Origin of the sequence: Nocardia sp. NPDC060220 (assembly GCF_042727815.1) — a bacterium.
GTDB lineage: Bacteria > Actinomycetota > Actinomycetes > Mycobacteriales > Mycobacteriaceae > Nocardia.
Genome location: NZ_JBHWZY010000615.1, coordinates 1 through 4,247, shown reverse-complemented (window position 1 = coordinate 4,247; position 4,247 = coordinate 1). Strand labels below are relative to the sequence as shown.

The following is a 4,247-nucleotide window of genomic DNA, read 5'->3' as shown; positions in this document are numbered from 1 at the left end:
GATTGGAGGTGCCCCTGGATCACCTGCACCGGGTTCGGCGCCTCGAACGGGGCGACGCCGGTCAGCAGCGAGTACAGGGTGCAGGCCAGGGCGTACTGGTCGGCGCGTGCTCCAATTGCGCGGCGAGGTCGGCCTCGCGCTCGAACCTGGCACGAATCTCGTTGTCGGCGAACAGCTCCGGATTCAGCAGCTTCAACGCGGTCTGCCGAGGCAGGCGCGGATGCCGGGCAAGATACACCGAACCCATCCCGCCGCGCCCCAGCTGCCGTTCGATCGCGTACCCGGCGAAGACGTCCCCCGTCGCAAGCATGGTCCCCCGTTGTCCACCGAAGCAGTGCCCGGCCTTCAGCGAATATCCCCGCCGCCGACCAGCACCAACCCTAATCGTCGCGAGGACAGGGCACTACACCCCGGCTCAGTCCTCCACCCGCACACCCATCGACCGCGCTGTGCCCGCGACGATGCGCATCGCCGCTGCGACATCGTCGGTGTTCAGGTCGGGGAGTTTGCGGATCGCGATGCGGCGCAATTGATCCCGGCTGATCGCCCCCACCGGTTTGTGTCCGGGCTGCGGGGAGCCGGGGTGGCCGAGAGCCTTGCGGATCAACGATGCGGTCGGTGGGGTCTTGAGCCGCATCGTCCAGCGTTTGCGGGCGTCGATCGTGATGACGGCCGGAATGATCTCGCCACGCCGATCCGCGGTGGCGGCGTCGTAGCGCCGTTTGACCTCGAAGGGCGCGACGCCGGTCGGACCGAGCATCTTGCCGAGGATCATCAGCGAGGCATTGCCCGCTTCGAGCTCGAGAGTGACTGTGACAGAGGCTGTTTCGCGCGCCATAGTCAACGATCTCGGATGCACGCGTCGATCCGGTCCCACGACGGTAACGCCTGGGCCGCAACCCGCTCCAGCGGTTCGGTTCGCCTGATCCCGATTCGCCTGTCAGTCTGTGGGCGTGAAACGGGACGTTTCCGCTCGCCTGGAGGTCGCGGTCCATGCCGATTCGGTGCTGCAGTGTCAGATCGCTGTCGCCCGCCAGCCAGGACTCGATCTCATCGAGTCCATGACATGCTCGCTCGACGGCGAGTTCCTCACGCCGCGCGAAGTGGTCGGTCCGCACGGTTCCCGGATCCACGTGCTCGACGTGCGCGCGGGGACCCTCCGGATCGACTATCAGGCGACCGTCCTGGGCACCGCCGTCCTCGCGCCGCCGTCCGACTACGACCTCGCGCTGTACCGGCGGCCGAGCCGCTACGCGGAGTCGGACAAGCTGCTCGGCTTCGCGGCAGCCGAATTCGGTTACGGCATCGCCGATCCCGAGGTGGCCAACCGCGTCTCGTCGTGGATCGGCAGACGGATCACCTATGTCTCGGGCAGTAGCACGCCCATCGACGGCGCGGTCGAGACACTGCTCTCCGGCACCGGCGTCTGCCGCGACTTCTCGCATCTGATGGTCGCGCTGTTGCGCGCCGTCGGCGTCCCCGCCCGGGTCGCCGCGGTCTACGCGCCGGGCTGTGTGCCGATGGACTTCCACGCCGTCTGTGAGGCCTACATCGCCGGCGAGTGGCGCACCTACGACCCGACCGGCCTCGCGCCGCGCTCGAGCCTGGTACGCATCGCCACCGGCCGCGACGCCTCCGATATCGCCTTCCTGGACAACCACGGCGGCGACATCACTTTGAACTTCATGTCGGTCAACGCCTTCGTCGCGGGCCCACTCCCCTACGACGACTTCATCGCACCGAGCAGCATCGTCTGAGCTCGGACACGTCTCCCCGAGCTCATCACGGCGGCGAGGGCCCTAGCCCTCGGCGGCGAGCTGACCGCAGGCGGCGGCGATCTCCTGGCCGCGGGTGTCGCGCATGGTGCACGACACGCCCTGGGCGATCACGCGACGCACGAACTCCTTCTCGACCGGCTTGGGGCTGGCATCCCACTCGCTGCCCGGTGTCGGGTTGAGCGGGATCAGGTTCACGTGCACGAGCGGACCGAGCGCCTTGTGCAGCTTCTTGCCCAGCAGATCCGCCCGCCACGGCTGGTCGTTGATATCGCGGATCAACGCGTATGCTGTTGCTACGAAACACGATATGGGAAGCATTTCTAGCCCCACTCGCCGAGAAGCTTGTCCGCGCGGCGCAAACCGATGCGACGCTACGTGACACCGCCATAGTCAGTGCAGCATCGGTTCCCGCCGACAGGATCGCGGCGAACTTGGTTCCGTGGGGCCGCGACAACGGAACTGGCGTGGCTCGTCACCGGGGTTGATATCGTCGGGCACCGTTTTGGATCTGCTTCGTAAAAGCTCTCAACGTTGACCGACACCTCCGGGGCGATTTCGCTCCGCTATGGATTTTCCTCGTCGAGTGCCTGCCCCGCGTCGCAAATCAGGTGATACATCTCGCGAGCCGCCCGCTCGGCCATATCGATCCCGAAATCATACGGCCCGAGGCTCACACTGCCGGCCTCACAGTCGAATCCGAAGTACCAGAAGTCTCTTGCAATATCTGCGGTGGCCTCACCGTTGTTCCGACGGACCTGCTGCGGTCCGCGGCCCTTCCCAAGCGCCCAATTATCGAAGTGCGTCAACCCGTTTCGCATGTGCTCGATTCCCGGCAGCGCATCACGGAACTGTTGCTGGGCCGCGCCCATCCTCTCCTCCACCTGCCCACCCCCGACTGCCTTGGCCGCCTCCTGCATCAGTTTGGCCGCGATAGTGAGCTGAATCAGCGCAATGACCAGCACCCGGGCATCTAGTTGGCGGGAATCGCCCGCCAACCCCGGCACAGAGTCGCTCCGCAGACGGTGGAGTTGCAGCAAGATAGTAGAGAACCACTGGTGCGCCTCGGACACCGCGATGGCATCTGGATGGTCGGCCGGTGACCAGCTGGAGCCCGCAGCGGTGATAGTCATAGCGGCATCCTCACCTACAAGGTCACGATGCGTCAAAATGTTTCACCCACCGATCCCAACGTACAACAGACCTCTTGTGCGGCAACAACGCTCGAACCAAGCATCCCAGATCCCGCTGGCTACAACAGAACCCACATCACCGTTCGACGGACTCAGCCTTCTGCTGCCAACTGACCACACGCCGCAGCAATCTCCTGACCACGGGTATCACGCACCGTGCACGTCACACCCTGCGCCTGAACCCGACGCACAAACTCATCCTGCACCGGCCTCGGACTCGCATCCCACTCACTACCCGGCGTCGGATTCAACGGAATCAGATTCACATGCACCAACGGCCCCAACGCCTTACGCAGCTCCTTGCCCAACATGTCCGCGCGCCACCCCTGGTCGTTGACATCACGGATCAACGCGTACTCGACCGACACCCGACGACCCGACCTATCCGCGTAATACCGTGCCGCGTCCAGGACTTCGGCCACAGACCAACGGTTGTTCACCGGAACCAAGGTATCCCGCAGCTCATCGTCGGGAGTATGCAGTGACCCCTCAACGGCCGAAAATTACTGTGTGTATGTGCGGTTTGACCAATCAACAGTTCCAACGCACAATCTGGCATCATAGCAACCCGCCAATGTTGAACCCGGTCGTGAGCACCCTGTCGAGAGCGGCTCGAATGCGAGGTATCTCGGCGCTTCCGGTGGTGGGTAGGCGCAGCAGTGGGATGCGGTACTTGACGCAGACCTTGTTCTTCAGCGCGTCACGGGCCAGCTGGTCCGGGTTGTTCTCGTGGTATTCGTATCCGTCGACCTCAACCGCGCAGACCCATCGACGCGTGACACGGTTGAATACGACGAAGTCGAAGCTCGCGCGATTGTTCACGAATCGTGCCTCAGCCACGGTCAGCTCGGTTGTGTCGGGCAGTAGGTTTCGAACCAGTACCTCGGCCCGGATGCCGAGGCCAAGGTACTTCTGCTCCTGCACAACCTCTTCCAGCACGGTGGCGACGATGTCCTGCGACAGGAATCGGGAACGTCGCCGGATTCGGGACATAAGCGGTCGCAGTCGCGCGGAGTAGTCGCGGTAGAGCAGGTCGAATACCGACACGATCGAGCTGTCGAAAACGGTGCTGCCCGGATTCCGGTAGCCGATGTAGCCGATGAGGTCGCGAAGATTGCTGCTGCGCGGCAGCATGTCGTGGTTGGTGACGAGCACGAACCGCTTCTTCGCCCGCGAGACGGCGACATTGATCATCAGTGGGTCGTCGAGGAACCCGAGCCCGCCCTTCTCCTCGGGGTCCGATGTCTCGTCGAGGACCGTGGTCATCACGATCACGTCC

The 4,247-nt window shown here is 64.2% G+C and carries 4 protein-coding genes and 3 pseudogenes; 1 reads left to right on the top strand and 6 read right to left on the bottom strand.

The window, feature by feature from the left end:
• Nucleotides 1-106: 106 nt before the first annotated feature.
• Nucleotides 107-310 (bottom strand): annotated as a pseudogene (locus ACFWF3_RS26355) (serine/threonine protein kinase); the annotation flags it as partial.
• 105 nt (nucleotides 311-415) lie between these two features.
• Complete coding sequence (locus ACFWF3_RS26350; protein WP_379316009.1) at nucleotides 416-838, bottom strand: uL11 family ribosomal protein; 423 nt, start codon at nucleotides 836-838, stop codon at nucleotides 416-418.
• 115 nt (nucleotides 839-953) lie between these two features.
• Between ACFWF3_RS26350 and ACFWF3_RS26345 the strand changes: the two genes are divergently transcribed.
• Nucleotides 954-1,757 (top strand): transglutaminase family protein, encoded by an 804-nt coding sequence (locus tag ACFWF3_RS26345; protein ID WP_379316007.1) that lies wholly within the window; start codon nucleotides 954-956, stop codon nucleotides 1,755-1,757.
• A 42-nt stretch (nucleotides 1,758-1,799) separates the two neighbouring features.
• Here the strand turns inward: ACFWF3_RS26345 and ACFWF3_RS26340 are convergent.
• The 4 genes and pseudogenes from ACFWF3_RS26340 to ACFWF3_RS26325 form a co-directional block, all read right to left on the bottom strand.
• A pseudogene (locus ACFWF3_RS26340) lies at nucleotides 1,800-2,075 on the bottom strand (23S rRNA (adenine(2503)-C(2))-methyltransferase RlmN); the annotation flags it as partial.
• 266 nt (nucleotides 2,076-2,341) lie between these two features.
• Nucleotides 2,342-2,908 carry a hypothetical protein gene (locus ACFWF3_RS26335; protein WP_379316006.1) on the bottom strand — a complete coding sequence of 189 codons (567 nt, stop codon included), beginning with the start codon at nucleotides 2,906-2,908 and terminating at the stop codon, nucleotides 2,342-2,344.
• A 152-nt stretch (nucleotides 2,909-3,060) separates the two neighbouring features.
• Nucleotides 3,061-3,453, bottom strand: a pseudogene (locus tag ACFWF3_RS26330) (23S rRNA (adenine(2503)-C(2))-methyltransferase RlmN); the annotation flags it as partial.
• 73 nt (nucleotides 3,454-3,526) lie between these two features.
• Nucleotides 3,527-4,247 (bottom strand): DUF2726 domain-containing protein (locus ACFWF3_RS26325; RefSeq protein ID WP_379316004.1); only part of this gene is annotated, 721 nt, incomplete at its 5' end.

What these genes read in the sequence shown, in the direction of transcription:
- ACFWF3_RS26335 (WP_379316006.1), bottom strand. Translation starts at nt 2,908, where the DNA reads ATGACTATCACCGCTGCGGGCTCCAGCTGGTCACCGGCCGACCATCCA.
- ACFWF3_RS26350 (WP_379316009.1), bottom strand. Translation starts at nt 838, where the DNA reads ATGGCGCGCGAAACAGCCTCTGTCACAGTCACTCTCGAGCTCGAAGCG.